Genomic DNA, 25,564 nt, shown 5'->3' with positions numbered 1-25,564 from the left:
AACGACTCTGTTGCGCCCGCAGCTCACGTCGGCTCGAATGTCACCAGGTAGCCAAAGTGATCGGACACTCGCCCATAATCCTGATCCGTGAACACGACCCGACCCGAGGTCGCGCGCAGCTTGCTCCCCTTGCGAAGAAAGACATAATCGATACGATGATCGTCTTCCAGCGCACTCTCCCAGGCTGACTCCCTGACTTCGAAAACCTTTCGAAAAATTTTCGGCGAGTTGGCCAACAGATACTGGTCCTCGTATTCGTTCGAATCGACGACATATTGATAGCCCCTGGAACCAGCCTTGATGTTGAAATCCCCGCAAAGCATCGTGGCCGTGAGTTGGTCGCCATTTTCATCGCTGGCCCACTGCCGCAGATTGTCGAACTGCTCAGCGAAACCATCCTCCCACCAACTCAGGTGCGATGAGAAGACGTTCAGCAGACCGTAATACGGCACCCGGACCTGGGCCATGACGACCTTTCTGGAGTGAATGCTGTAGGGGTCGCTACTCTCCGAGACGTATTTCGATGCATGCTTCTCGATCGGATACCGGCTCAGGAGGGCTACCCCTTCCCGAAAATGCTCGAAGCCCAGATGCGACCAATCGGTCACCAGGTGATAGGGGAGGACGAGGCGTTCATTGATGATTCTCGCCGTATTGGTTTCCCAGTCGCCCTCGCCGTCGTTCCAGAGTTCCGCCACTTCCTGCAGACAGACGATGTCGGCATCGAGAGCGCCAATTGCCTTGGCGATTTGCGAGAGCTTGTCATCCTGATTCTCTTCCTGCCGGCAATGCAGGTTCAGGATCAACACCTTGAGCGGCAGACGCTGGATCGTGTAGTTCTTGCCGAAGTTGTCGTCCCAGAGAATGCGCTGGCGGGTTTCGCAGGAAATCCGGTATTGCACCTGCCAGGCATCGTCCACCTTCAGCATGGCATTCCAGATCTGACAGCCGTATTGATTGGGATTTCTCGCATTGCTGAGAAACTCGCTGTCCCAGTACTTGCGCTTGTAACGGCAGGGCTCTTTGTGCGTGCTCTGCCAGTTGTCGGTGGTCCAGTGCACCGTGACGCTCGTGGCCTGCAGGTCTTTCTTCGTTGCCACAACGACGGGCAGAAAGCTTTGGCCATCGACCAGAGCACGCTCGCAGCCGACGTTCAGCAGCGGGTACTGATCCGCCAGCCGGATTCCCGAATCGGCCTGAATGGCGTGGTTCTTGCCGTGATGGTTATCCCAGTATTCCGTGCCCAACACACGATAGCGCAAGGCGAACTCGACATTTCCGGGTAGCGATGCATCGGCGGCCAATGCGAAGGTGATCCTGGCGAACCAGTACTCCCTGTCCTGATCAACGCGACCGTGATACGAAGCAGCGAGGGTATGCCACACGCCGTCTTCTCCGGCCCAGGCGACATCGACCTGCTTGTCGAAGGCAAGGTTCTCCACCAACATCAGAAACGACAGCTCCTGCTCTGCCGTTTTTCTGCTGATCAGGTTTTTTGCGCAGAGTAGATTGATTTTTTCCATTGGTCCCCACCTCAGCGCCCCGATGCTGCCTGTCGGTCGGCACTGGAAATACAAAAATGCGTAGAAAATGCTTCGAGAAAGCGTCGGAACAGCCGGATGCCACCGCAAGCAGCAACGCGCACCCTCCCCTGTTCGCGCCAGCGCCGGGCGGCTCAACGCACGACACGAAGTATCGCCCGAGCACTACTGCCTCGTCAAATCCGCTACGCGTCCGTCTCTGCTGCGGCCTTGACCACCAGCAGGTCTTCCATCACCAGATACTGCAGGTCGCAACCAAAGAACATGTTCAGCGCGTCGGTCGGCGAACAGATCATCGCTTCGCCACGGCGGTTCAGCGAGGTATTGAGAACGACTCCGTTACCGGTCAGTTTTTCCAACTCGACCATCAGATCGTAATAGCGTGGGTTGAATTCGCGCCGCAGTACCTGTGCGCGCGAACTGCCGTCTTCGTGCACGACTTCGGGGACGCGTTCCTTCCAGCCTTTCGCCACCTCGAAGGTAAAAGTCATGAACGGCGCCGGATGGGCGCTGCCGAGCATCTGCGGGCCGACGCGGTCGAGCATGCTCGGGCAGAACGGGCGCCAGCGCTCGCGGAACTTGATCTGCGCGTTGATCCGGTCGGCGACGCCTGGAACACTCGGGCAACCGAGGATCGAGCGGCCGCCCAGCGCGCGCGGACCAAATTCCATTCGCCCCTGGAACCACGCCACCGGCTGACCTTCGGCAAGCAGTCGGGCGATCTGCTGCGGCACATCCTCGAGCCGCTGCCATGATGGGCAGGCCGGATGCCGGGCACAGGCGGCGATGACATCTTCATTGCTGTACGCCGGGCCGAGGTAGACATGCTCCATTTTTTCTACCGGAACACCGCGCTCTACCGAAACGTAGGCGGCTGCGCCAACGGCCGTTCCGGCATCGCCGGAAGCCGGCTGGACGAAGAGTTCGCGCACATGCGGGCGGGCGATGATCTTCTGATTGAGTTTGACGTTGAGCGCACCACCTCCCGAAAAAGCGAGTCGGCCGGTCTCGCGCAGAATGTCGCCGAGGTAATGCTCGATCATCTGCAGCGACAGATCCTCGAAGAGCTTCTGCATACTCGCCGCGTAGTGGATGTAGGGGTCGTCGGCAATGTCTCCCGAGCGACGGGGACCGAGCCAGTCGACCAGCTTCGGAGAAAAATAGTAGCCCTTGCCATTTTCCTTGTAGCGGCGGAAACCGATCACGTTGGCGTAGTCGGTGTTGACCGTCAGTTTGCCGTTCTCGAACTTCGCCAGGCGCGAGAAATCGTAGCGGTTCGGGTCGCCGTAAGGCGCCATTCCCATCACCTTGTACTCGCCATCGAGCATTTCGAAACCCAGATACTCGGTCAATGCGCCATACAGCCCTCCCAGAGAATCGGGGTCGTAGAATTCCCTGATCTTGTGGATTTTGCCGTTCTCGCCGTAGCCGAAGAAGGTGGTGGCGTATTCGCCCTTGCCGTCGATACCGAGAATCGCGGTCTTCTCCTTGAATCCAGAGCAATGGTAGGCGCTCGCCGCATGCGCGAGATGGTGTTCGACCGGCACGATCTCGGTCTTCCCGAGATCGAAGCCGAGTTGCAGCAGGCACCACTCGATGCGCTTGCGGTAACGGTAAAAACGCCGGTTGCCGGTCAGGATGGCGTCGAGCGAACGCTCGGGTGCATACCAGTAGCGTTTTGCATAGTGCCAGCGTGCCGCTTCGGAGAGGCTGATCGGGGCAAAGGGAATGGCCACCGCATCGACCTCGGCGGGCTGGATGCCGGCAAACTCCAGGCAGAACTTCGCAGCCTCGTAGGGCATGCGGTTCTTGGCGTGCTTGTCGCGAACGAAGCGCTCCTCCTCTGCCGCTGCGACGAGTTTGCCGTCGATGTAGAGCGCCGCCGAAGGGTCGTGGGTCAGCGCGCCGGACAGCCCGAGTAGAGTCAGTGCCAAGGTCGAGTTCTCAGAGGATCACATTTTCGGCCGCTGCAGCAAGGAGTGCGGGCCGACGAATTCGTCGAGTATACCTGCGCCGGCGTCTGTTAATGTTAAAGTCGCGTCAGCGACGCACGAATCCCCCCTCCCCACTTGCGGGGGAGGGGTCGGGGGAGAGGGAAACGGTCATGACTTTCATCATCGGGGGTGTCTTGCAAAGTCATGACCGTTCGCTTGCCGACAAGCGGGACAGACCGAACCCAGAGAGAAGGATCAATACGGGCGTGCTTCGCCCGGCGGCCGCGTCTTGAAACGACGATGCACCCAGTAGTACTGCTCGGGCATGCTGCGCACTGCGTCCTCGATCCAGGCATTCATGCGGCGGGTATCGGCCTCGACATCGGTGGAGGGAAAATCCTGCCAAGGCTCGCCAACCGTCACCGCATAGCCCGCACCACCAGGCAGCAGACGGGTCACACAGGGAACGACGACAGCGCCAGCCAGCCGCGCCAGCCGTGACAGACCGGGAACGGTTGCCGTCTGCACTCCGAAAAAGGGGACAAAGATCGAATCCCGTTTCCCGAAATCCATGTCCGGCAGGTAGTACAGCGGCCGCCCGGCCTTCATCGCCCGCACGCTGGCACGCACGCTTTCCTGGCGCGAGAGCAGCAACTGGTCGCCAAAACGTTGGCGTCCGCGCAGCAGCAGGCGATCGAAAACCGGGTTGGACTGCACCGCGTAGATGCTCGCGCTGTCGAAGCGCATGGCAATCGCCACGCCGCCGGCGTCGAGCCCAACGAAGTGCGGTGCCAGCATCAGCACCGGACGGCCGGCATCGAGCAGCGCCCGCATCCGTTCCTCGCCCTCGACCCGGATCAGGCGCGACAGCCGCTGCCGGCTCGCCCACCACAGCAGCGTGCGTTCCAGGACGCTGCGCGTCAACACCTGGAAATGCGCTTTCGCCAACCGACGGCGCCGATTTTCGTCGAATTCCGGGAAGCACAGACCAAGATTCACCAGCACAATGTGTCGGCGCCGGCGCGCCAGGCCGTAGATCACGACGCCCAGCGCATTGCCGAGGCACGCCAGCACCGGCAGCGGCAGGAGATGCAGGATCCACACCGAGGCAATCAGCAGGCGGCTCAGCATCGACGCAGGCGCCGGCAGTCAGTGATGGCGAGGATGGAGCCTTGATCTAGGTTTCTCATGCCGTGGCAGGTCAGGCAGCAGTGGATGGGTCCGGCGCGCAAGGAGCGCCGGCGCGGTATTGTACTTTCATCGACGCGATGGCCACCTGCTTTTCCTTCCTGGCGGCGATCCGGGTAGCGATGACCTGTTGACGAGTGCCCGCAGCTCCTCAAAAAACACTTGCAATGCCTAAAGTTGTACTATAAGATGATTACATGCTAAGTTTATTCGTCAGAGGAGAAGTGAAAACCATGTCTGCGCTTACCACGGAAGAAGCAGTGGCCGTACGACCCGTCGTCGGGGTGATCGGTCTGGGATCAATGGGGGGAGGTGTGGCGCGCTCGCTGCTGCGGGAGGGCTTTAGCACTCGTGTTTGCGATGTGCGGCCAGGCGTGCTTGCGGATTTTGCGGCTCTGGGTGCGCTGCCCTGTTCGACGCCGGCACAGGTCGCCGCGGGCAGTCAGGTCCTGATCGTGCTGGTGGTCAATGCCGATCAGACCGAAGCCGCGCTCTTCGGGCAGGACGGTGCGGCGGCAGCGTTGCCGCCGGGTGCGGTGGCCATTCTCAGCGCGACGATCGCTCCCGACGTGGCCGAGCGCTTTGGTGAACGCCTGGGTGAACTGGGCATCCTGATGCTCGATGCACCGGTTTCTGGCGGTGCCGCCAAGGCGGCGAGTGGCGAGATGACGATCATGGCGTCCGGCACGCCGGCCGCTTTCGCCGCCTGCGAAGCGGTGCTCACGGCCATCGCGGCGCGCGTGTATCGCCTGGGCGACGCACCGGGGCAGGGCTCCAAGGTCAAGATGATCAATCAGTTGCTCGCCGGTGTGCATATCGCGGCGGCGGCCGAGGCGATGGCTCTGGGGATCAAGGCCGGCGCCGATCCGCAGGCACTGTTCGAAGTCATCAGCAACAGCGCCGGCAGTTCGTGGATGTTCCAGAACCGCGTGCCGCACATTCTCGCCGGTGACTACACGCCACTATCGGCAGTGAACATCTTCATCAAGGATCTCGGTATCGTCCTCGACACGGCACGAAAATACCCGTTTCCGCTGCCGTTGACCTCGGCTGCTCACCAGATGTACCTCGCTACTAGCGCCCGCGGCTATGGTGCTGAAGACGATTCGGCGGTGATCAAGATGTTTCAGGCGCTCACCGGCATCGATCTGCCGGCGGGAGCCGGACGATGAGCGCGCTGCTCGGTTGTATCGCCGACGACTTTACCGGCGCCACCGATCTGGCCAACATGCTGGTGCGCAGCGGCATGCGTACCGTCCAGACGATCGGTCTGCCGTCCGTACCGCTGGGGCCGGAGGTCGATGCCATCGTGGTCGCATTGAAGTCGCGCACGATCCCGGCCGCTGCAGCCGTGCAGCAATCGCTGGCAGCACTGGACTGGCTGCAGGCTGCCGGCTGCCGGCAGTTCTACTTCAAGTATTGCTCGACCTTCGATTCGACCGCGACCGGCAATATCGGTCCGGTCAGCGAGGCCCTGCTGGCACGCCTGGGGGCAGATTTCGCGATCGCCTGCCCGGCATTTCCCGAGAACGGCCGCACCATCTGTCGCGGCTACCTGTTCGTCGGCGATGTGCTGCTCAACGAATCCGGCATGCAACAGCATCCCTTGACGCCAATGACCGACCCCAACCTGGTGCGCGTGCTGCAAAGCCAGAGCCGCGGCCAGGTGGGACTGGTCCGTTACGACAGCGTCCAGGCTGGCGCAGCGGCGATCCGCGCTCGCTTCGCCGCACTCAAGGCCGCGGGGGTTCGACTTGCGATCGTCGATGCACTGAGCGACGCCGACCTCTACCAGATCGCCGAAGCCTGTACCGAGCATCCGCTGATCACCGCCGGTTCCGGCGTCGCCCTCGGCCTGCCGGAGAACTTCCGCCGCCAGGGTCTGCTCGTGTCGAATCCGGTAGCCGCTGCTCTACCGGTCGTCGACGGTTTCGCCGCAGTGCTCTCGGGTTCGTGCTCGCGGGCCAGCAATGTGCAGGTGCAGACCTGGCAGGCCGCCGGAAGACCGGCATTCCAGCTCGATCCCTTCGCGCTCGCGCGCGGCGAGGATGCGGTCGGCGCCGCACTGGCCTGGGCTGCGCCACAGCTCGCGGCTGGCCCGGTACTGATCTACGCGACCAGTGAGCCGGATGCGGTGCACCAGGTGCAGGCTGAATTGGGCGCCGAGCACGCCGGTCATCTGATCGAACTGGCGCTGGCACGGGTGGCTCTGGCACTGGTTGAACAGGGTGTGCGCAAACTCGTCGTCGCCGGTGGCGAAACCTCCGGCGCCGTGGTCGGTGCTCTCCGGGTGAGCGCGCTGCAGATCGGTCCACAAATCGACCCCGGTGTACCGTGGACGGCGACACTGGCCGCCGAACCGCTGCTGCTGGCGCTCAAGAGCGGCAATTTTGGTACCCCGGACTTCTTCGAAAAAGCCCTGCGCCAAGTGGCTTCGGCGAGAACCCTGGCATGAGCGCCGAGACGCGCGCGCGCGAAGAAATCTGCCGCATCGGCGCCAGCCTCTACCAGCGCGGCTATGTGCACAGTTCGGCGGGAAACATCAGCGTGCGTCTCGAAGATGGCTGGCTGATCACCCCAAGGGATGCCTGCCTCGGCTTTCTCGACCCGACGGCAATCGCCAGGGTCGACCGGGAAGGCAGACAGGTCTCCGGCGATCGTCCATCGAAGACGCTGACGCTGCATCGCCTGATCTATGGTGAAAGCGCCGGCAGTTGTGCGGTGCTGCACACGCACTCGACGCACCTGGTGCGCCTGAGTCTGGCCGGCGTCTGGGCAAGCGATGACATCCTGCCACCCATCACACCCTATTACGTGATGAAGGTCGGGCATGTGCCGCTGATCCCCTACCACCGCCCCGGCGATCCGGCTGCCGCCGAAAAGGTGCGGCTGGCGGCAGCGCGCGGGGTCCGGGCCGTGCTCCTGGAGCGCCTCGGCCCGGTGGTCTGGCAGCAAAGCGTCGCCGCCGCAGCTTGTCTGCTCGAAGAACTCGAAGAGACGGCGAAGCTCTGGCTCGCCGCAACGGACAAACCGCCGCCGCTGAACGAAGAACAGATCGAGGAGTTGCGCCGGGCTTTCGGCGCGGTCTGGTAAGGGCTGCTCTCCGTCCGGAGGGATCCCGAAGCATCGCCCCTGGGGATGCGACGAGACCGCTCCACAGCTTAAAAACAGGGGCGTGGGGACAACGGAGTGGACCGACACGCATCCACCAAATGAGGAAATGACCATGGCAATACCTTCTGCTGCTACGACGCTATCCAGCGTCAACATATCACCCAGCGCCACCGTCGATCTCGACGCGACCTATCGCAAGATCGCCTGGCGAATCATGCCGTTTCTGATGCTGTGTTACGTGGTCGCCTACCTGGACCGCGTGAATGTCGGCTTCGCCAAGCTCGACATGATGAGATCCTTCACCGACTTCAATCCCGGGACGGCCGAAGCCGTATATGGCCTGGGCGCGGGCCTCTTCTTCGTCGGCTATTTCCTGTTCGAGATACCGAGTAATCTGATTCTGCACCGTGTCGGCGCCAAGCTGTGGATCGCCCGCATCATGATTACCTGGGGCCTGATCTCGGGCGCATTTGCCTGGGTGGACAATCGCTACGCCTTCTACGCACCCGATTACCCACAACTCACTTGACATAGGAGCGCGCGGCGTGGCTTGACTCCAACGCGATAGCAAACGCTGTTGCATTTCCGCTTACCCACCCCATATATGCAAACGGCAACAGTTTTCAAGCTGTTGTTAAAACGTATATTTCGTAATCTTGCGGAGGTATGGCATGGGTTGGGCAGCGGAGGAGTTCAAGGATCTGGATTTGGGGGATGCGCGGCGGACGCGGCGCTTGATCAAGCTGGTGGATGATCTGTCGGCACAACCGACCGGAAGCATCCCGGTGGCTTGCGGGGGTTGGGCGGAAACCAAAGCGGCCTACCGGCTGCTGGACAATCCCGCGACGGACTGGCGTGAAATCCTGGAGGTTCATACCCAGCAAACGATAAAGCGGATGCAGGGCCAGCCGGTTGTCTTGTGTGTTCAGGATACCACCGAAGCGGATTTTACCTCGCAGCCGGGGATTGCCGGGCTGGGACGGTTGAGCTACGACGCCCAGCATGGGATGTTTGCGCATCCGACCCTGGCGATGACGCCGAGCGGGTTGGTGTTGGGCGCGACCGACTGCTGGATGTGGGCGCGAAAGCCAAAAGGTCAGCCCGACATCAAGGAAAGTATCCGCTGGGTGGAAGGCTATACCATCGTGGCCGATCTGGCCGAGACCGTGCCTGGTAGCCGGCTGGTATACATAACGGATAGGGAAGGCGACATTCGAGCGGTGATGAACACGGCCGCCGAGCGGGACTATCCGGCGGACTACCTGATCCGGTCCAAGCATAACCGCAAGACGAGCATGGGCGACAAGCTGTGGGACCGTGTGGGCGGTGGCGAAGCGGAAGGAGAACTGGAATTCACCATGCCCGCAGCGCCAGACCGCCCGGCCCGACTGGTGCGGCAAACGCTTTACCGGGAGCGGGTCACCTTGCCCGTACGCAAGGGTGCGCCGGTCGTGACCGTGACCGCGATCCTGGCGCGAGAAGAAAACCCGCCGGTTGGGGAGGAGCCCATTGAATGGAAATTGCTGACCAATCGGACGGCGGAAACGCTCGAAGACATCGTACAACTCATTGATTGGTATCGCCGCCGCTGGCTGATAGAAATTCTTTTCCGCATTTGGAAATCAGGCTGCAAGATAGAATCCCTGCAGTTGGGCAGCATGGAGCGACTGGAACGCGCCTTGGTCATTTACCTGATTATCGCCTGGCGCATCCTGTCCTTGGTTACCTGGGGCCGGGACTGCCCCGATTTGCCCTGTGACGTGGTGTTTGATATCGAGGAATGGCAAGCCGCCTGGATCGTCGCCCATCGCTCACCACCGCCGGATGCTCCCCCGCCCCTGGGTCAGATGGTGCGGCTGATTGCCGGCTTTGGCGGCTTTCTCGGGCGAAAACACGACGGGCATCCCGGCCCCAAGGCGATCTGGGAAGGGATGCAGAAGGTCAGGGCATTTGCCATTGCCCTGGAGGCTGGCCGTGCCGCCTATTTCAATGACGGATGAGTTGTGGGTAATCGGGTGCCTTCTACGCCATGCGTTTCCTGCTCGGTGCGGCAGAAGCCGGATTTTATCCTGGGGTCATCCTCTACCTCACCTACTGGTTCCCGTCGCACCGGCGCGCCAAGATGGTTGCCGTGTTCATGGCCGCCATCCCGGTATCGGGTATCTTCGGTAACCCGCTGTCGGGCTGGATCATGAAAGCCCTGGAAAATACACACGGCTGGGCCGGCTGGCAGTGGATGTTCATGATCGAAGCCGTGCCGGCGGTACTCGTCGGTATTGCGGTGATCTTCTATCTCGACAACGGCATCCGCAAGGCCAAGTGGCTGAGCGAAGAAGAGAAGGTCCTGATCGAGAAGGATATTGCCCTTCATCAGGCGCCCCCCGAATCGCATACTTCCGGCGAGGCGGTGCGTGCCGTATTCAGGAGCGGTTTCGTCTGGCTGTGCTGCGCGATCTACTTCTGCTTCGTCATGGGCCAGTACGCCATCACTTTCTGGCTGCCAACGCTGGTCAAGGCAAGCGGCATCAGCGACAAACTGATGATCGGCGTGTATGCAGCGATCCCGAACATCCTGACGGTGATCGTCATGATCCTCGTCGGACGTAGTGCCGACCGCATGCAGGAACGCCGTTGGCACCTCGTCGTGCCGGCGATGGTCGGTGCCGTCGGTTTCAGTGCAGCGGCGGCGATTGGCGCCAGCAACCCGATGCTGGGTATCATCGCGCTCTCTTTCGCCGCTGCCGGTGCGATCACCTGCGCTCCCCTGTTCTGGTCGCTGCCGACGGCGCTGATGAGCGGTACCGTCGCCGCCGCTGGTATCGCACTGATCAACTCGGTGGGAAATCTGGCTGGTTATGCCAGCCCGAACTTGATCGGCATGCTCAGTGACGCCACCGGCAACACGGAGGTCGCGATGTACGTGATTGCACTGTCACTGGTCATCGGCAGCGCGCTGGTACTCACCACACCGGCCGACAAGGTCAACCGCTGAGCCGATGCATCGGCAACTGATCAACCCGGTGGGTCGGCCGGCGTGGCCAGACCCACCATCCCCGAAGGAGATTCAAGATGCCCCGTTTTGCCGCCAACCTGAGCTTCATGTACCAGGATTTGCCCTTCCTTGAGCGCTTCGCCGCCGCTGCCGCGGATGGCTTTGAAGGTGTCGAATACCTTTTTCCGTACGACTACCCGGCCGAGGAGATCGCCGCCCAGCTACAGGCGCATGGCCTCGAACAGGCCTTGTTCAACCTGCCGCCGGGCGACTGGTCGGCCGGCGAACGCGGCATCGCCTGCCTGCCCGGCCGCCACCTCGAATTCGCTGCGGGCGTCGCGCAGGCTCTGCGCTATGCAGAAGTACTCGGCAACGAGCGCATCCATGTGATGGCCGGCATTCCCAAGTCGGGAATGAGTCCAGAGGCCTGCCGCGATACCTACATCAGCAATTTGCGACTCGCCTGTGCACTGGCCAGCGAACAGGGCCGCACGGTTCTGATCGAGCCGATCAATACGCGCGATATTCCAGGCTATTTCCTGAATCGACAGGACCAGGCACACGCCATCGTCGCAGCGGTCGGCGCCGGCAATCTCAAGGTACAGATGGATTTCTATCACCTGCAAATCGTCGAGGGCGACATCGCCATGAAATATCGCCAGTACCAGGCGGGTATCGGCCATGTGCAGATCGCCAGCGTCCCCGATCGCAACGAGCCCGATGGCGGCGAAATCAATTATCCCTACCTGTTCGAAATGCTCGACGCCAGTGGCTACCAAGGCTGGGTCGGCTGCGAGTACCGGCCGCGCGCTGGCACTTCGGCCGGTCTGGGCTGGCTGCGTGCCTGGCGCGAACGGCACTGATATTGGCGAGTCGCTGACGCGACTCTCGCATGAATGATAAGGAGCCACCACATGAACGTCATCATCACCGGCGCTGCCGGTTTTCTGGGTGTCCGTCTGGCGCGGGCGCTGCTCGCGCAGGAGACCTTGCCGGATGCAGAGGGTCGCCTGCTGCCGTTGACCAGTCTGACGCTGCTCGACCTGTTTACCCCGAGCGATCCAATTCTGCTGGCCGACCCGCGCGTTCGGGCGGACCTTCCCGGAGCCCTTGAGGTAAGTCGTTGATTCATGGCAAGAAACCAGAAAATCGGCAAAAATGTAGGCATGTAAATATAATAATAGCTATTTACAAACAATGTGCTATTGGCTATTATTGTCGGCATGTACATCGCCCGCGTCCCCAACCGAAAGTCCAGGCCGGCCATCCTGCTTCGCGAGTCCTATCGCGAGGGAGGCAAAGTCTGCACACGAACCATCGCCAATCTGACGAACTGGGCACCGGAACGAATCGTCGCCATGGAACGTCTGGTGAAGGGCGAATTCGACGACTGGTCGGGAGAGATGACCAGCGGCGAGATTTTTGGGGTGCTGTTTGCCCTCAAGCAGTTGGCCGACCAGGTGGGCCTCACGCGGGTGCTGGGCAGCGCTGCGGAAAGCAAGCTCAACCTGTTCCTGATTCTCGCGCGTATCGCGCATGGTGGCTCGCGGTTGTCGGCGGTACGCTGGGCGAAACAGCACACGGTGGCCGATGTGTTGGCGGTGGAGGCGTTCGATGAGGACGACCTCTATGCCGCGCTGGACTGGCTGGCGAGCCAGCAGGAACGCATCGAGCGGGAGCTTTACCAGGCCTATGTCAAGGCGCAGGGCCAACCGCCCGTGCTGGTGCTTTACGACGTCACTTCGAGCTACTTTGAAGGGGAATGCAACGAGCTGGGGCAATATGGTTACAACCGCGACGGCAAGCGCGGCAAGCCGCAAATCGTCATCGGTTTGTTGACCGCGGAGGACGGGGAGCCTCTGGCCGTGCGGGTCTTCGAAGGGAATACCGCGGACCCGACGACGGTGGCCAGCCAGATCACGATCCTGAAGGAACAATTCGGCATTGCCGAGGTGGTGATGGTCGGCGATCGGGGAATGATCAAGGCCAAGGGGAAAGCCGCGCTGTCGGTACAGGGCTTCCGTTATATCACGGCGTTGACGGACGCGCAGATACGCACCTTCCTCAAGGAGGGGGTGCTGCAGACGGATCTCTTCGATGCGCATCTGTGCGAGGTGGAGCACAACGATAAACGCCTGATCGTGCGCCGCAACGAGACTGTGCGGGTGCGCGAGGAGCGTCGGCGGGAGGACAAGCTGGCGCAGTTGCAAGCGAAGGTCGCCGAACGTAATGCCTTCGTCAAGGACTCCAAGCGCGCCAGCGCGGCAGCAGGCCTGGCCGCCTTGCAGCGCTGGACCAAGAGCCACAAGCTCAGCGCGTTTGTCACCCTGACGCTGAAAGAACGCGTCATTGTCTGTACCATCGACGAGGAGGCCAAAGAGCAAGACGCTCTGCTCGACGGCTGCTATCTGCTGGAAACCAATGTGCCGCTCACCTTGATGGACGCGAAGACGGTCGATGCGCGTTATCGCGATCTGCAAAAAGTCGAGCGCAACTTCCGCACCGTGAAAACCACCTTTCTGGAAATTCGCCCGATCTTCCTGCGCAAGGCCGAGCGGACCAAGGCGCATGTCTTCGTGGCGATGCTGGCCTTAAAAATCACGCGGCGGTTTGAAGCGGCTCTGCGGCAGACCTTCGGCAGCACCGAAGACGACCCCGCCGCCATCACCCCGGACGACGCCCTGGTGGCCCTCGGACGATTGACCTATCTCTACACCACCGACCGCAACGGTCAGCGTCACACGCATCTGCCACGCCCGGACGATCAACAGGCCAAAATCCTCAGCGCCATCGGTCTGTCCTTCCCGCTCAAGGCCAAAGCCGACAAGCTCGCCGCGTAGGCAGGCGCCGCTTTTGCGGCATCGGCTATTTTTTTAACAAAAACCGATAGTTACAGCATAACTGCGCTTGCTGGCTGGGGGAAGATCCGTCGGGTCGTGAGCGGCGATCTGGCGACACTGCTCGCCGCCGGCGGAGCAGTGATCGCCCCGCATACGTCCAACGTCTTCCATCTCGCAGCGGCGGTTTCCGGCGAGTGCGAAGCAGACTTCGACCTTGGCCTGCGGGTCAACTTCGACAGCACACGCGCCTTGCTGGAAGCCTGCCGGCACGTCGCCAGCCGCCCACGCCTGGTGTTCGCCAGTTCGGTGGCCGTGTTCGGCGGCGAGTTACCCACGGTCGTGGACGATTTCACTCTGCCGCAACCGCAAAACTCCTACGGCATTCAGAAGTTCATGTGCGAACAGTTGATCGCCGACTATAGCCGCAAGGGTTTCATTGATGGCCGCAGCCTGCGCCTGCCGACGATTTCGGTGCGACCAGGCAAGCCCAATGCGGCGGCATCCAGTTTTCTCAGCGGCATCGTTCGCGAACCGCTCGCCGGACACGCGGCGGTATGCCCGGTGCCCGTGGAAATGCAGGTCTCTCTGCTGTCGCCACGCGCTGCCGTGCGCGGTTTGCTGACCGCGATGAACGCCAGTAGCGAACAGTGGGGAACTCGTATCGCGATGAACCTGCCGGCGCTGACAGTCAGTGTCGGTGTCATGATCGAGGCACTGCGCAGCGTCGCCGGTGAGCGGGTGGCAAACCGCATCCACCACCAAGCCGACGCCAACATCCAGCGCATCGTCGGGAGTTGGCCGGCAGGAATGACTTCTGCCCGCGCGCTGGCCCTCGGTCTTTCCCCCGATTCTGACTTTGCAAGCATCATCCGCAGCTATATGGAGGATAATCCGCAATCGCTCGGGGAGATTTGAATCGGCACTGCCAATCCGGATGTTACCGACAGGATAACTTTCCCATTGACTTGAGGCGCTACCGCATGCTTGCTGACGAGGTTCTACAGACGCTGGACACTTCGCTCAATCTCACCGAACGGGTAGCGCAGTTGCTACGCGAGAAGGTCGACCGCGGCGATTTTGCGGTCGGCACGAAGCTGCCAGCGGAGGGCAAGATGGCGCAGCAGCTTGGTGTCAGCCGCACCGTCGTGCGCGAGGCAGTATCGCGGCTGAAATCCGATGGTTTGCTCGAATCGCGCCAGGGCAGCGGGGTGTTCGTGCTCAGCCAGACCGGTTTTGCCTCAGTACGGGTGAATACGCATGGTGTGGATTCGGTTCGTGCAGTGATCGAAATGCTCGATCTGCGGCGGGCCATCGAAACCGAGGCGGCCGGGCTCGCGGCCGAACGCGCCACTCCGGAACAGGTACAAGGACTGCGCATGACGCTGGCCGCACTCAGTGCAGCGGTTGCTGACGGTCGCGATGGTGTCGAGGAAGACGTGAGTTTCCACCAGCAGATTGCCGCGGCGACCGGTAATCGTCATTACGTCGCAGTACTGGGCTTTCTCGACCAGCTATTGCGCAAGGTTACCCGCATCACCCGTGCCAACGAGGCCCGGCGCGCCAACTTCGCGCAACAGGTACGTACCGAGCATGAAGCCATTCTGTCTGCGATTGAGAGCAGGGACGCGGCAGCGGCGCGGCGGGCAGGGCGGATACACATGCTCAACGCGGCGAAACGGATCCGGCAGGCTGACGAGATGTTCTGGAACGAGGAAGGCGCCCGCTACGCCATTGAACTGCAGCCTGAACGGGAGTGAAACACATTTGGCTTCCCACTTAAAGCGGGACAGTCATGCTACCGATAGAGTCTGAGGATGAAGGGAGCTGAGGAGATGGGAACTGGTTGCCGCATCTCCTGTATCATCAGTTTTATGACAAAAAAACTCTACGACTCAAGCCATACGGACAACCAGCCGCGTCATTTTTGCCGCACTTACAGACCAGGGAAAACGAAGCCTGCGTGCAGTGGGGGAATTAATTCATCGCCCGAAAAGCAGTGTTCATCGCCACCTGCAAGCGCAAGCCCGTAGGAACCGACATCCTGAATCGGGGTTTTGGGAAACCGAAGAGGGGGAGGCATGGCTGAGATTGCTGGTATTTGCTGTGCTGTACACGTTCGGGCTGCAACATCATGTGGGGGCGGGTGCCTTGTCGGATTTCTTCCAATTGATCCGCCTTCATACCCATGTGGGGGTGTCTCCCAGCGCCTTGCAGACCCAACTCAGCCGGATGGAAGCGCTGTTGCCCCTGTTTCAGCAACAGTGTGAAGCCTCGGTACCGACGCGGACACGCCAAGCGGTGGTGGCCGCGGATGAGACGTTCTTTGGGGAGATTCTGATCTTGGTGCTGATGGATTTGTCCTCGGGCTACCTATTGCTGGAGTCGATTCAGAAGGACCGGGGTTTCGATACCTGGTTTGCCCAGGTGACCCCGCGCCTGGAAGCACTGGGTATCGAAGTCAACCACGCCATCAGTGACCGGGCGAAGGCCCTGATCAAATTAGCGGTCACAGGCTTTGAGTGTACCTCGGGCGCGGATACGTTCCACGAGCAATATGGCCTCAGTCGCTGGTTGTCACCGGCCTTGGGACGTCGAAAAGCCAAGGCGGATCAGTGCTGCGAACTGGCCCAGAAGGCCCTTGATCAGCCGTCGCGCGGAGCCAGTACCGAGGAAAAGGCGGCTTTGGCGGCACAACAGGCCTGTGCCTGGGAAGCCCGCGCGCAAGTGGAACAGGCGCAGCAAGAGTACCAGAAGCAGTTGCTGGGAATCGCCGAGGAAATCCATCCCTTCTCCCTGGAGGAGAATACTCGCACGACGGCGGAGAGCGTAGTGGCAGGACTGGAAACGCGAGCACAGGCCCTGGAAACTCTGGCGGCGCAACAAGGGATCCAGGATACCCGTTCCGCCCTGAAGAAGTTCCGTGCCCAGATCGGCGCCTTATCGAGTCACGTCAGCTTTTGGTGGCTTTGGGTAGAAGAAATCCTGCTGGGCTGGTCTCTGGATGAAGCGACTCGGCAATGGCTGACGAGCAAGCTGTTGCCCGTACTCTATTGGCACTACCAAATGCGGAAAACGCAAAACAGGGTTCACCGGAAACGGTATCAGGAGGCTTGGCAGCGAGCATTAGAGGCCTGGAAAGCAGACCCGTTCCATTCGGGATTCTCCGAGAGTGAGTTGCAGCGCTGGCTAGAATGGGGGGAATGGATGGTGCGACAGTTCCATCGCAGCTCCTCCGCCGTCGAAGGGCGCAATGGCCGCTTGTCCCAGTTGTATCATAACGGGCGAGGTCTGACGAAATGCCGCCTGGCTGCGCTAACGGTTATCCACAACTATGGGGTGAGACGTAGTGACGGCACTATCGCAGCCGAACGTCTGTTTAGCACCTCTTTCCCTGATCTTTTCGATTGGCTGCTCAACCAGATGGGGGAACTTCCCTTACCGAGGAAGTCCCGCCACCGGGTTGTGCATAACCCATTGAAGTTAGAGATTGTCCCGGCTTAAGTGGGAAGCCAAACATTTCAAGTCATTTCTGCGCAGTGCCTAACGGTCATGACTTTTCCAGGCACCCCCGATCATGGAAGTCATGACCGTTTCCCTCTCCCCCAACCCCTCCCCCGCGAGTGGGGAGGGGAGGTTCGTGAGTCGCTGACGCGACTTTCATGGTAACGGTCATGACTTTTCCAGGCACCCCGATCATGATCATATTCAGCTCCGGATGCTGTTGCTGCCGCGGAGAGTCTTCGCGGCTCAGCCCGGCGCCTGATCGAGAGCGTTGATGATCGGCGTCAACGCGTCTACCGGGTAGACCAGGGGGATCATGGTACCGCCAACACGGGTGAAAACGCCGACCTGCTCGGGATTGGCGCTGAACAGCACATGATGATTGGCGATGCCATCGACGTCGAGCCACAGGGTGTTCTCCCGGTCGATCGGCGTGTGGCCAACGATCAAGGGCGTTTCCGGTTTCACTTGCAGGCATTGGCGAAAGCGTTTGACATCGCGCCGGTGATAGCCCTGTGGCCGGTTCGGCCGCTGCAGGCGGTTGCTGATCAACTCCATGACCAGCTTCGGGTGACGGTGGATTTGCACCAGCATCTCGATGCTGATCTTGCTTATCGGCGCCGCCGCATGGCAGGCCACGAAATTCTCGGAAGCCACCACGTAAGGCAACAGCTGGTAGAACTCTTGCATGGCTTTCAGGTAGGCCGTACCGCGTCGCTCGCCGAGTTCCCTGGCCCACAGCAGTCCCTGCGGAATTCCGTCCTTGGACATGTCCTCGGAAAACGAATCGTGGTTGCCGCGAAGATAGAACACCTGCTCCGGAAAGCGCAGTTTGAGCCGGAAAATGAGATCCATCATCAGCATCGAACTCTCCATCTCCCGCAACTGCCCATCCATTTCGGAATGCACGGCATCGCCAATAATCACCAGCGCCGCCGTACCCTGCTCCAGCGCGTCGAGAAAAGCGTTCTGGCTCAAAACCGTCAGCAGGTTATCGATCCGGGCATGCAGGTCGGCAACGATAATCGGGGTGAGCGTCGACGGTAGCCGCAGCAATCCACCCGGCATGCCCCGCTCATCGATTGGTCGATGGATCTCCTTCTGCAGCAGCCGATTGACGTCTTCGATGAGTTGCATCGCCTCATCCCTGGGCAACAGCGCAATCGAACCACCGAAAAGCGCACGCAACCGCCGCCAGAGTTTCTCGCGAAGCCAGCCATCTTCCGCAGGTGCCGGTCCGATCGCCGTACCGGCGTCGCTCAAATTGCGAAACACCAGCGCGTCGCGGCCATGGATCACCACCAGGTGCTCCTCATCGATGGCTGCGGGGTAATTGAACAGGGCCTGTTGGAGCATGTCCGCCGAACCCAGCGACAGCCAGCTCTTCGGGGTCAGGCGCAGAAAACCGCTGATGCGGCGACGATGAGCGCTGGGATCGACGATGATGAAGCTACCCAGCCTGAGCGGTTCACCGCGCGCATTGAGTCGCGTCTCCGGGTAGAGATGCAGGCGTTTGTCGTTGAGACCGAGCGAGATCTCGATCGGCAGACCACCAAGAGGAACCCGCACCTTGCTGCTGCCCAGTCGGTAGGAGTCGCCCAGTCTGAGGTCGCGCCCCCAGCCGAAGCCCAGTCTCGCCGCAACTCCTTTTAGCCACGCCAACAAGCTCGACAGCTTGAACGAGCGCCGGGCGGCCATCGTTCTCACGGCTGCGACTGCGGCTCATGGAAACGTCTCGGGTGGCCATCTGCCCCCTCACGGAGATACACCTTGAAGCCCTTGCGGTGCAGAAACTCGGCAACGCTGCGGAAAACTGCAAGCTGGGCAGTACAAATCTCGAGGCTCAGTTGCGCATCGACCGGATGGGTGCTGTGGCGAGCCCGCTCGACACGGCGCTCAAAGACCAGATCGGGAGGTGGCAGCAGGAATTCAAACACATAGCGCCGATACCAGTCGACCGAAAAAAAATAACGCTTGCGAGGCGGCAGGACGATGCGATCGAAATCGACGGGTGGCAATGGGTCGCGATCGAGGAACTCGGCATCAAAGACCGACACCGCGTTGGCCAGGCCCTGAAACGGAAGTCCCAGATGGATCTCGCGCGGTCGCACCGACAGAATTTCCGATCGCCACCAATGCTTGCGGCCCAAATCCAGATAGCCCTCCTCCGACCAGCCGCCGAGACGCACGATCAAGGTGCTTTTGCCGGCACCGGGCGGGCCAGTCACCAGAATCTGGCCAAAGCGAATGTCCTCCGGGAAGTCGATCCCCTTGAAGTGCTGCAGCGATTCGATGGGCAGGGTAGGCAGTTCCGTCATGGCTGCAGTTTCAGTGGAAATATCCAGCAGGAAGAGGCATGATCATTCTATGGAAAATACTGCTCTCAGGAGATGGAAAATGCTGGCCCCCAGAAGAGCCCCGACCGGAACGGTAATGAACCAGGAAACGATGATGCCACCGACCACACGCAGGTCCAGGGCGCCGATACCGCGGGCAATGCCGACACCCATCACCGCACCAACCGCGATATGCGTGCTGGACACCGGCAGGCCCAGGCCGGAAGCGGCCACCGTCACGAACGCAGTGGCAACGGTGGCGCAATAGGCTCGGGTTGGCGTCAACTCGGTAATCTTGTGGCCCAGGGTGGCCATCACCTTGTAACCGTAGGTGGCCAGACCGGCAACCATGCCGAAGCTGCCGATCAACAACAGGAAGGGCGTGATTGGCGAGATGGCAGACACCTCCCTGGTCACCAGGATCTGAATCACCGCAGCCATCGGGCCAATCCCAATGGCCACTTCGTTTGAACCATGCGCGTAGGCCATCGCCGCGCCGGTGAACACCATCTGCGGAATGAACAGCCTCTCGACGCTGGCGTGCTGAAAAGCCCTGTCGAGATGCTCATCGAATTGCATGCGGTTCATCATCAGCCGGGCGGCAAGAGCCAGGACGACGCCGATCACGATCGCAAGGATCTGACCCGAGAACAGGCCGAAATGAATGTCCAGATGCTTGAGGCCCTTGCTGATGGTGACCAGAGAAACCATCCAGCCGACCAGGAAGACATACATCGGACCCCACTTGCGCGCCCGGGCGATCGGGTTGACGGTATTGAAAATCAGCTTGCGGATGCTCATGGTCAGCAGCAGGGCGACCGTACCGCCCAGGACCGGCGAGATGAACCAGCTAGCAACGATTTCGCCCATCATTTCCCAATGCACCGCATGCACGCCGAGGGCCGCAACGCCAACCCCGCACACGGCGCCGACGAGGGCATGCGTCGTCGCCACTGGCCAGCCGCGCATGCTGGCGACCATCAGCCAGACCCCCGCCGCCAGCAGCGCCCCGATCATGCCGAGCACCAACAGATGCGGCACCGGTTCGAAGAGCCTGCCGTCGATGATGCCTGTCGAAATCGTGTCGGCCACCTCTCCGCCGGCCAGATAAGCACCGCAGAACTCCATGATCGCGGCCAGGACGAGCGCCTGCCTGACGGTGATCGCACCCGAACCAACTGAAGTGCCCATGGCACTGGCGACGCCGTTGGCGCCGATTCCCCAGGTCATGTACAGACCACCGGCGAGGGCCAGGACATAAAACAAGGTTTGATACTGATCGATGATTTCCATACTACCGCCTTAGCTGGCGAATCCCCCCTTGCAGAACATGCGAACGGAGCAGCCGGAATTCGGATGGTTGAAGTCGAAAACGGGCAGGCCTTCTTCCTGGAATCTTCCTTGAATTGTGATCGTCAGCGGGTGATCAGCAAACGCAGCCGATCTCCGACCTTCTCCGCGTAATCGGCCAGATTGCCAACCCACTGGATCAACTGGTACCAGAACATCACCGACACCGGCTTGAGCTTGTCCTCCTCCGAGAACAAGGCTCGGGCCAGCGCCATTCCCATCAAATCGGTGTCGGATTCCATGTTCCCCAGTTCAGCAAGCATCTCATCCACCTGGCTGGCCTCGCGACCACGGAATCCGGCCTCCTGCAGCTCGCCAAGCTTCTCGACGACGATGTGCGCCTGCCGGCAGGTATCGATGCAGCGGGCCACGAGTCGCATCAGCGGTTCGGCCATGCCCGGGTATACCTCCATCCTACGTTCCACCAGCAAACCGGCGATGTCCTGCGCAGTGTCGGCAATGGCATCCTGCGCCGCCAGGAGTTCGAGCAGATCCTGCCGGCCCGCCGCCTGGCGCATGCTTCTCGGCAAATGCTCACAGAGCTCGTTCCGCATCGCGTCCGCCTCACGCTCCTTGACAAAGATGCGGTTCTTGCGTTCTTCAAGCTGCTCCTGATCGTCGTCAATCAGGGCCTGAAACAAGGGCTGCACTTCTTCGACGCATTCGATCACGATGCGCATGTGTTGCGGCAGCGGTTTGAACGGCGACTTGCCGAACAAGGCGGCCATCGGGTTGCTGGGTAACATGGGCGTTCTCCGCGTTCTCGGCTGAAGCAGGTGAAGAAATCTGGCGATTGCCAAAGGAAACGCCCCGTTGCCGGGGCGTTGCGCGCGCGGAGCAGGTCAGGTCTCAGGCATTCTGGAGCAGGATCTCTTCGACCATCTGGGCCGAGGCCTTGCAAGTGCGAAGCACTTTTTCCTGCAAGGCATAGAATTCTTGCAAGGCCAGCGCCCGCAAGGCCGCCTGCTCATTTCCTTCGTTCGCATACAAGGCCTTGATCGCCCGCTGCATGACCCCATCGGATTTCTCTTCGATACGCTCGATTTCGACACAGAGGTTGACGGTCTCTTCGCTACGCTCATTCTTCTTCAGGGCGGCGATGGCGCGCGTCAGGCGTGAGCAGGCATCGACGGCCATCGACGCGAGTTCACGTGACTCGGCATTGGCCTCATGGATGTGGTAGATGCCGACCGCCTGCGCGACATCCTGCACCGCATTCATGATCCGGTCGATGTCCAGCGTCAGCTCGTAGACCTGGTCACGGTTGAGCGGGGTGACGAAGGACTTGTGCAGCATCAGCAGCAGGTCGGCCTTGATCTGGTCCGCACTCGCTTCGTTCATGTTGACTTCCTGGATCAGCGCGGCAACCTCCTGCCCGCTGACCCCGAGGTCGTTGATCAGGCGCAGCATGGAATTGGCACCGGCCAGAACCCGCTCGCTGTGTGCCTCGAGGAGCTCAAAAAACTGGGTTCGCTTGGGTAACATATATAACTCCCTTGATAATCATCTGTTGTTCTGCGACGCCCCGTTGCCGGGGCGCCCGTTCCGTCAAGCACCCACCTGTGTGGGTTACAGGAACTTGGTCCCTATGTACCAGAAGATCGCCGCAATCAGCCCGGCGGCAGGAATCGTCAGCACCCAGGCGACGAGCAGGTTCATGGTGATCGCCCAGCGCACCGCCTTGACGTCGGTGGCTGCCCCGACACCGATGATCGCGCCGGTGATGGTATGCGTCGTCGACACCGGAATGCCGCCGAGCGTCGCCAGCCCGAGCGTGATCGCACCACCCATCGAGGCGCACGAACCGCTGACCGCATTGAGCTTGGTGATCTTGGTGCCCATCGTCTTGACGATGCGCCAGCCACCCAGATAGGTTCCCCAGGCGATCGCGAAGTAGCACGAGTAGATCACCCAGGTCGGCAACGTCGCCACGTCCTTGGTTGCCACGCCGGCAGTGATCAGCAACAGCCAGATGATGCCGATCGTCTTTTGCGCATCGTTGCCGCCGTGGCCCAGGCTGTACGCGGCGGCGGCGATCAATTGCCCGCTCTTGAAGTATTTCCCGGCCTGATACGGCGACTTGTTGCGGAAGATCCACGATACCAGCACCATCAGCAGACCGCCGATGATCACCCCGACCAGCGGCGAAATGATGATGAAGGCAAGGATCTTGCCGAAACCCTCCCAGACGATCGGCGCGCCCGAACCGGCCTTGGCAACCGTTGCACCGACCAGGCCACCGACCAGCGCGTGCGAGGACGAGGACGGAATGCCGTAATACCAGGTGATGATGTTCCAGGCGAGCGCCCCGACCAGAGCCCCGAAGATCACGTAATAATCGACGAAACTCGGGTCGACGGTGCCCTTGCCGATCGTCGCCGCCACCTTGAGCTGGAATACCCACAGTGCGGCGAAGTTGAAGAATGCGGCGAACAGCACCGCCTGCTTGGGGGTCAGGGCACCGGTGGCGACAATCGTCGAGATCGAGTTGGCACCGTCATGAAACCCGTTCATGAAGTCGAACGCCAGAGCCACTGCAATCAGCAGCCCCAGCGTCCAGATGCTCATATTTAGGCCTTCCATTTTGCGCTACCTCTCAGGAGTTCTCGATCAGGATCTCTTCGATCATTTTGGCCGCGTCCTGGCAGCAATCGAGGACGGATTCCTGCAGAGAGTAGAACTCCCGCATCTTCATCGTCTGCCAGACGTTGGCCCCCTCCTTGAAAAGCTCGGTGATCGCCTTCTGCTGTACCCGGTCGGCCTTGGTTTCGATTTCCTCGATTTCCTTGCACAGGTTCAGTGTTTCCTCACCACGCGCCTTGTCGCCCAAAGCCGCGACTGCACGGTTGAGGCGCATACAGGCATCGGCACTCAAGGAAGCCATTTCGCGGGCTTCGACCGTCGACTGCTTGATGCCGTACATGTCGATGGCGTTGGCCACCGATTGCAGGACATTGAGCGTCATGTCGAGATCGCTGATCAGCGAATGGATCTGATCCCGGTTGATCGGCGTGGTAAAGGATTGGTGCAGGCGACCAATCACCTTGGCCTTGATCTCATCGGCATTTTTTTCGTTGAGATTGACTTCCGCGATCAGCGCCGCAGCGTTGCCACTGCCATCGCCCAGGCCATTGATCAGGCGCAAGGTTGCATTGGCCCCGGCAGCGACCTTTTCGGAATGCGCCGCGAGAAGTTCAAAAAATTCCCGGCGTTGCGGCATCAGACTACTAAACATACGACCTCCCTTGGTTATCTGCTCGTCGGAGCAGTTCTCAGTCAAAACACGCCGATCGATTGTCGGCACCACTTATTCACTTATTCACAAACCCACTCGGGCAATGGCTCAGCATCGCGCAGGCTGGCCGCAGCGGGAAAGGAACTTCGGACGATCCATTCCCCCCACGCTCGATCAGTCGATCAGTCCTTCTTCTTGCCTTTCTCGGGAACGCTCACCGCGGCGAGCAAGGCTTTCATCTGCTCCATCTTCTGCTCGGCAAACAGACGCACCGCGGCGCGCAGGATGTCCGACTTGCTGGCCGCCCAACCCGCGGCCTTCGACAACTCGGCACGCACAGCCTCGATGGCCGCCTCTTCGCTCTTGAGCAATTCCACCGTGTAACGGACGAGTTTGTCGCCCTTTTCCTTGGCCGTCTTTTCGATCTTTTCCAGCGCTTCCTCCAGCCCGGCAGTCTTCTTGCCTGCCTCGGCGGCGGCCTCGACCTTGGCCTGCGGCTTGGCCGCGGCGGCGGCTTTCTTGCTGCCCGGCTTGGCCTTTGCCGCCGCAGCGGCTCCTTTTGCCGACTTGGTTTTTGCCGGTGCCGTATTTTTCGCGGCTTTGCCGGGAGCTTCCACAACGGCCGCCGGCTTCCCCTCGTCTGCAGGCTTGCTCAGCGGCGCCGCTGCGGCCTGGCTTACTGGCGCAACAGCGGCTTCGGGCTCCGGCGGGACGACCAGCGCAACGTCGGTTGCCACCAGACGCTCGGCGAGCGATTCGTCTTCCTTCTTGAGACTGGCGCGCAAAGCGGTCTTGTTGCTGCTGGTAGTACGTGTGGGTGTAGTCATCAGTTTTCTCCCAATTGTTTAAGAACGGCTGCGATCAGCTTGCGAACTTCATCCTGCGCTGCGTCGGCGCCAGAGGCCAGTTGAAAAACCGACGCGCCGACCACCGCACTTTGCGCATACGCGTTGCGCTGGCAGAGCATAGCATCGAGGATGGGTAAGGTAAATTCATGCAACAGTTCAAGTACATCCGTAGCCAGAGCGGTGTTTTGCACACGGTTGGGGAGAATGCAGCCGTGCAGGCGATGGCTTTGCTCCATGCGATTGAGAATCAGCCGCTCGACCGCCCGTGTCGACCACAGGTCGGTTGGACTCGGTACTGCCGGTACGATCGCCAGATGCGCCACCGCCAGCGCGGCCAGCGTAGACGGATGGTAGATCGACGGTGGGGTGTCGAGAACGACATAATCGGCCTCGCTCTGCAGTTCCACGACATGCTTGATCAATTCCAGGCCAGACATCTTGCGGACATCGAGTTGCAGGTCCGAGTCGAGCAAGGGCGCCGATTCTGCCCAGCGCAGCGCGCTTTCCTGCGGGTCCAGGTCGACCAGCAGCACCGAAGCGCCAATGGCATGAAACCCCCCCCCGAGCTGCATGGCGACCGTGGTTTTGCCAGCCCCCCCCTTTTGTGAAACCACAGCAATCACCCGACCTAATGACAAAGACATTTATCGTACCTTTGAAGGAACATTCTTATGGTGATCCGCAT

Annotated in this window: 22 protein-coding genes and 2 pseudogenes; 12 read left to right on the top strand and 12 right to left on the bottom strand. The window is 60.8% G+C overall.

What is annotated here, in order from left to right:
- Positions 1-23 precede the first annotated feature (23 nt).
- The 3 genes from V5B59_RS22655 to V5B59_RS22645 form a co-directional block, all read right to left on the bottom strand.
- Complete coding sequence (locus V5B59_RS22655) at positions 24-1,523, bottom strand: endonuclease/exonuclease/phosphatase family protein (RefSeq protein WP_288132393.1); 1,500 nt, start codon at positions 1,521-1,523, stop codon at positions 24-26.
- A 203-nt stretch (positions 1,524-1,726) separates the two neighbouring features.
- A complete protein-coding gene (locus tag V5B59_RS22650; RefSeq protein WP_169071147.1) occupies positions 1,727-3,475 on the bottom strand; it encodes a carbamoyltransferase family protein in 1,749 nt (582 codons plus the stop codon).
- Positions 3,476-3,730: 255 nt separating this feature from the next.
- On the bottom strand, positions 3,731-4,606 hold the full coding sequence (locus V5B59_RS22645; RefSeq protein ID WP_288132389.1) for a lysophospholipid acyltransferase family protein: 876 nt from the start codon (positions 4,604-4,606) through the stop codon (positions 3,731-3,733).
- Between the two features lie 290 nt (positions 4,607-4,896).
- Between V5B59_RS22645 and ltnD the strand changes: the two genes are divergently transcribed.
- From ltnD to V5B59_RS22585, 12 genes and pseudogenes are all read left to right on the top strand, one after another.
- Positions 4,897-5,835 carry an L-threonate dehydrogenase gene (gene ltnD, locus V5B59_RS22640; protein WP_169071148.1) on the top strand — a complete coding sequence of 313 codons (939 nt, stop codon included), beginning with the start codon at positions 4,897-4,899 and terminating at the stop codon, positions 5,833-5,835.
- A complete protein-coding gene (gene otnK / locus V5B59_RS22635; RefSeq protein WP_169071149.1) occupies positions 5,832-7,118 on the top strand; it encodes a 3-oxo-tetronate kinase in 1,287 nt (428 codons plus the stop codon). The genes ltnD and otnK overlap by 4 nt, the downstream gene beginning before the upstream one ends.
- Entirely contained in the window at positions 7,115-7,756 is a 642-nt protein-coding gene (locus V5B59_RS22630; RefSeq protein ID WP_034914393.1) for an aldolase, read from the top strand. Before otnK ends, V5B59_RS22630 begins: the two co-directional genes overlap by 4 nt.
- A gap of 133 nt (positions 7,757-7,889) precedes the next feature.
- Positions 7,890-8,279: pseudogene (locus tag V5B59_RS22625) on the top strand (MFS transporter); the annotation flags it as partial.
- Positions 8,280-8,448: 169 nt separating this feature from the next.
- Positions 8,449-9,777, top strand: coding sequence for an IS4 family transposase (locus tag V5B59_RS22620; protein ID WP_169072214.1), 1,329 nt, complete (start codon positions 8,449-8,451; stop codon positions 9,775-9,777).
- A gap of 20 nt (positions 9,778-9,797) precedes the next feature.
- Positions 9,798-10,769: pseudogene (locus V5B59_RS22615) on the top strand (MFS transporter); the annotation flags it as partial.
- A 77-nt stretch (positions 10,770-10,846) separates the two neighbouring features.
- Positions 10,847-11,632: a 2-oxo-tetronate isomerase gene (gene otnI, locus V5B59_RS22610; RefSeq protein WP_332352349.1), complete on the top strand. Its 786-nt coding sequence runs from the start codon at positions 10,847-10,849 to the stop codon at positions 11,630-11,632.
- 51 nt (positions 11,633-11,683) lie between these two features.
- The gene (locus tag V5B59_RS22605; protein ID WP_332352348.1) at positions 11,684-11,896 is read left to right on the top strand and encodes a hypothetical protein; all 213 of its coding nucleotides are present in this window, start codon (positions 11,684-11,686) and stop codon (positions 11,894-11,896) included.
- Positions 11,897-11,992: 96 nt separating this feature from the next.
- Positions 11,993-13,609, top strand: coding sequence for an IS1634 family transposase (locus tag V5B59_RS22600; protein ID WP_332351692.1), 1,617 nt, complete (start codon positions 11,993-11,995; stop codon positions 13,607-13,609).
- Positions 13,610-13,705: 96 nt separating this feature from the next.
- Positions 13,706-14,524 (top strand): D-erythronate dehydrogenase, encoded by an 819-nt coding sequence (denD, locus tag V5B59_RS22595; protein ID WP_332352346.1) that lies wholly within the window; start codon positions 13,706-13,708, stop codon positions 14,522-14,524.
- A 65-nt stretch (positions 14,525-14,589) separates the two neighbouring features.
- Positions 14,590-15,366 (top strand): FadR/GntR family transcriptional regulator, encoded by a 777-nt coding sequence (locus V5B59_RS22590; protein ID WP_288132385.1) that lies wholly within the window; start codon positions 14,590-14,592, stop codon positions 15,364-15,366.
- A gap of 208 nt (positions 15,367-15,574) precedes the next feature.
- Positions 15,575-17,110 carry a DUF6399 domain-containing protein gene (locus V5B59_RS22585; protein WP_332351228.1) on the top strand — a complete coding sequence of 512 codons (1,536 nt, stop codon included), beginning with the start codon at positions 15,575-15,577 and terminating at the stop codon, positions 17,108-17,110.
- Between the two features lie 246 nt (positions 17,111-17,356).
- On the opposite strand, the gene V5B59_RS22580 is transcribed toward V5B59_RS22585, so the two are convergent.
- The 9 genes from V5B59_RS22580 to parA form a co-directional block, all read right to left on the bottom strand.
- Positions 17,357-18,808 carry a metallophosphoesterase gene (locus V5B59_RS22580; RefSeq protein WP_248594984.1) on the bottom strand — a complete coding sequence of 484 codons (1,452 nt, stop codon included), beginning with the start codon at positions 18,806-18,808 and terminating at the stop codon, positions 17,357-17,359.
- A 5-nt stretch (positions 18,809-18,813) separates the two neighbouring features.
- The gene (locus V5B59_RS22575; RefSeq protein ID WP_332352345.1) at positions 18,814-19,428 is read right to left on the bottom strand and encodes a serine/threonine protein phosphatase; all 615 of its coding nucleotides are present in this window, start codon (positions 19,426-19,428) and stop codon (positions 18,814-18,816) included.
- A 42-nt stretch (positions 19,429-19,470) separates the two neighbouring features.
- Positions 19,471-20,739 carry an inorganic phosphate transporter gene (locus tag V5B59_RS22570; RefSeq protein WP_169071320.1) on the bottom strand — a complete coding sequence of 423 codons (1,269 nt, stop codon included), beginning with the start codon at positions 20,737-20,739 and terminating at the stop codon, positions 19,471-19,473.
- 122 nt (positions 20,740-20,861) lie between these two features.
- Positions 20,862-21,542, bottom strand: coding sequence for a TIGR00153 family protein (locus V5B59_RS22565; RefSeq protein ID WP_169071319.1), 681 nt, complete (start codon positions 21,540-21,542; stop codon positions 20,862-20,864).
- Positions 21,543-21,645: 103 nt separating this feature from the next.
- Entirely contained in the window at positions 21,646-22,281 is a 636-nt protein-coding gene (locus V5B59_RS22560) for a DUF47 domain-containing protein (RefSeq protein WP_332352344.1), read from the bottom strand.
- Between the two features lie 84 nt (positions 22,282-22,365).
- Positions 22,366-23,379 (bottom strand): inorganic phosphate transporter, encoded by a 1,014-nt coding sequence (locus V5B59_RS22555; protein WP_332352343.1) that lies wholly within the window; start codon positions 23,377-23,379, stop codon positions 22,366-22,368.
- Positions 23,380-23,392: 13 nt separating this feature from the next.
- Entirely contained in the window at positions 23,393-24,031 is a 639-nt protein-coding gene (locus V5B59_RS22550) for a DUF47 domain-containing protein (protein ID WP_288130556.1), read from the bottom strand.
- 182 nt (positions 24,032-24,213) lie between these two features.
- The gene (locus tag V5B59_RS22545) at positions 24,214-24,858 is read right to left on the bottom strand and encodes a hypothetical protein (RefSeq protein ID WP_169071317.1); all 645 of its coding nucleotides are present in this window, start codon (positions 24,856-24,858) and stop codon (positions 24,214-24,216) included.
- Positions 24,858-25,523: a ParA family partition ATPase gene (gene parA, locus V5B59_RS22540; protein WP_332352342.1), complete on the bottom strand. Its 666-nt coding sequence runs from the start codon at positions 25,521-25,523 to the stop codon at positions 24,858-24,860. Before parA ends, V5B59_RS22545 begins: the two co-directional genes overlap by 1 nt.
- Positions 25,524-25,564: the final 41 nt, after the last annotated feature.

Source organism: Candidatus Accumulibacter contiguus (genome assembly GCF_036625285.1).
Taxonomy (GTDB): domain Bacteria; phylum Pseudomonadota; class Gammaproteobacteria; order Burkholderiales; family Rhodocyclaceae; genus Accumulibacter; species Accumulibacter contiguus.
Note: the sequence above shows the minus strand (reverse complement) of the source record. Positions and strands in the feature narration are given on the sequence as shown.

Bases quoted from the DNA above. Each gene is read 5' to 3' on its own strand.
- V5B59_RS22560 (WP_332352344.1), bottom strand. From the start codon at position 22,281: ATGTTACCCAAGCGAACCCAGTTTTTTGAGCTCCTCGAGGCACACAGC.
- V5B59_RS22565 (WP_169071319.1), bottom strand. From the start codon at position 21,542: ATGTTACCCAGCAACCCGATGGCCGCCTTGTTCGGCAAGTCGCCGTTC.
- V5B59_RS22605 (WP_332352348.1), top strand. From the start codon at position 11,684: ATGAACGTCATCATCACCGGCGCTGCCGGTTTTCTGGGTGTCCGTCTG.
- ltnD (WP_169071148.1), top strand. From the start codon at position 4,897: ATGTCTGCGCTTACCACGGAAGAAGCAGTGGCCGTACGACCCGTCGTC.
- V5B59_RS22590 (WP_288132385.1), top strand. From the start codon at position 14,590: ATGCTTGCTGACGAGGTTCTACAGACGCTGGACACTTCGCTCAATCTC.
- V5B59_RS22655 (WP_288132393.1), bottom strand. From the start codon at position 1,523: ATGGAAAAAATCAATCTACTCTGCGCAAAAAACCTGATCAGCAGAAAA.
- otnI (WP_332352349.1), top strand. From the start codon at position 10,847: ATGCCCCGTTTTGCCGCCAACCTGAGCTTCATGTACCAGGATTTGCCC.
- V5B59_RS22580 (WP_248594984.1), bottom strand. From the start codon at position 18,808: ATGGCCGCCCGGCGCTCGTTCAAGCTGTCGAGCTTGTTGGCGTGGCTA.
- otnK (WP_169071149.1), top strand. From the start codon at position 5,832: ATGAGCGCGCTGCTCGGTTGTATCGCCGACGACTTTACCGGCGCCACC.
- V5B59_RS22545 (WP_169071317.1), bottom strand. From the start codon at position 24,858: ATGACTACACCCACACGTACTACCAGCAGCAACAAGACCGCTTTGCGC.
- V5B59_RS22555 (WP_332352343.1), bottom strand. From the start codon at position 23,379: ATGGAAGGCCTAAATATGAGCATCTGGACGCTGGGGCTGCTGATTGCA.
- V5B59_RS22575 (WP_332352345.1), bottom strand. From the start codon at position 19,428: ATGACGGAACTGCCTACCCTGCCCATCGAATCGCTGCAGCACTTCAAG.
- V5B59_RS22630 (WP_034914393.1), top strand. From the start codon at position 7,115: ATGAGCGCCGAGACGCGCGCGCGCGAAGAAATCTGCCGCATCGGCGCC.
- V5B59_RS22600 (WP_332351692.1), top strand. From the start codon at position 11,993: ATGTACATCGCCCGCGTCCCCAACCGAAAGTCCAGGCCGGCCATCCTG.
- V5B59_RS22550 (WP_288130556.1), bottom strand. From the start codon at position 24,031: ATGTTTAGTAGTCTGATGCCGCAACGCCGGGAATTTTTTGAACTTCTC.
- V5B59_RS22620 (WP_169072214.1), top strand. From the start codon at position 8,449: ATGGGTTGGGCAGCGGAGGAGTTCAAGGATCTGGATTTGGGGGATGCG.
- V5B59_RS22645 (WP_288132389.1), bottom strand. From the start codon at position 4,606: ATGCTGAGCCGCCTGCTGATTGCCTCGGTGTGGATCCTGCATCTCCTG.
- parA (WP_332352342.1), bottom strand. From the start codon at position 25,523: ATGTCTTTGTCATTAGGTCGGGTGATTGCTGTGGTTTCACAAAAGGGG.
- V5B59_RS22570 (WP_169071320.1), bottom strand. From the start codon at position 20,739: ATGGAAATCATCGATCAGTATCAAACCTTGTTTTATGTCCTGGCCCTC.